Genomic DNA, 1,018 nt, shown 5'->3' on the forward strand with positions numbered 1-1,018 from the left:
TCTTGAAGGGCTGAGGCCTGCTCGCTTGCTTCGGCTTCCTCCTTAACCACTTTTACCGTGATAAGGTTGAGGGCATTTTCAGTAACTTCTTGGGAAAGCGTAGCTTCCTGTCCTGCTGCCAATTGATAGCCGTCTGGGAGGGCCGCAACAATTTGGACAGTAGTCTTGGCAACGGTATCTGTCGTTGTGAGCGATAGCTTGTGAGCCGTCCCTGATACCATGGTACCTTCTTCGTTCTGATAGGCTACGATGTAGTCGATAGTTGCTGTGCGCTCAGTAGCAGTTTGAGTCGCAAGCTGTGAAGCTGATTCTGTGACAGTCGGCTCTACCGCAGTCGTTTCTGTCGCTAGAGAAGTAGACGTTGATTCAGAGACAGAGACCGACTCTGATGATGAGACAGATTCCGAGGCAGAAACCGACTCTGATAATGAGACAGATTCCGAGGCGGAAACACTTAGACTGGTCGAAGCAGAAGCTGACTCACTGATACTGATGGAAGTAGATAAACTCACCGCATCTGTCTGTCCGACCGATGAAGCATCGTCTTGGGACACCACTTCAGTAGCCGTGGTTTTAACAACGATAAGGTTCTTGTCAACAACTGTGTCCGTTGTTTCCTCGAGTTGTTGCTCAACAGCAATCGGCAGTTCTTCCGCAAAGGCTGCTGGCGAAACCGTCGCTCCTGCCACCACCGCTCCTGATGCCAAGGCAGCTTTTAGGTACTGGTAACGTTGACTTTCTAAGCGCTCTGCACTATCTACAAGAGGCAGTGATGCCGATACCGACTCCTGACTGCTCCCTCGCATCACGCGTAAAAGACTGAGTTGGGACATAACTGTTCGCACCCAGTTTTTACCAGATTTATGCATCTTGACACGGCTCTTGCGTCCGATTTCATCAAAATCTTTATTAATTCGTTTACGTCTCATAGGAACTCCTAGTATATGATTACATTTCTAAATACAGACGCATATACGATATACATAGATAAGCAATTTTATTAGACAAGACTTATATA

1 protein-coding gene is annotated in these 1,018 nt (G+C 47.5%); it reads right to left on the minus strand.

Annotation, left to right across the window (positions count from 1 at the left end; translation table 11 throughout):
• Positions 1–929: accessory Sec-dependent serine-rich glycoprotein adhesin (locus F9856_RS11965; protein ID WP_202106729.1), on the minus strand; the 929-nt coding region annotated here is incomplete at its 3' end.
• Between the last annotated feature and the right edge of the window lie 89 nt (positions 930–1,018).

Source organism: Streptococcus suis (assembly GCF_016743335.1).
Lineage (GTDB): Bacteria > Bacillota > Bacilli > Lactobacillales > Streptococcaceae > Streptococcus > Streptococcus suis_Y.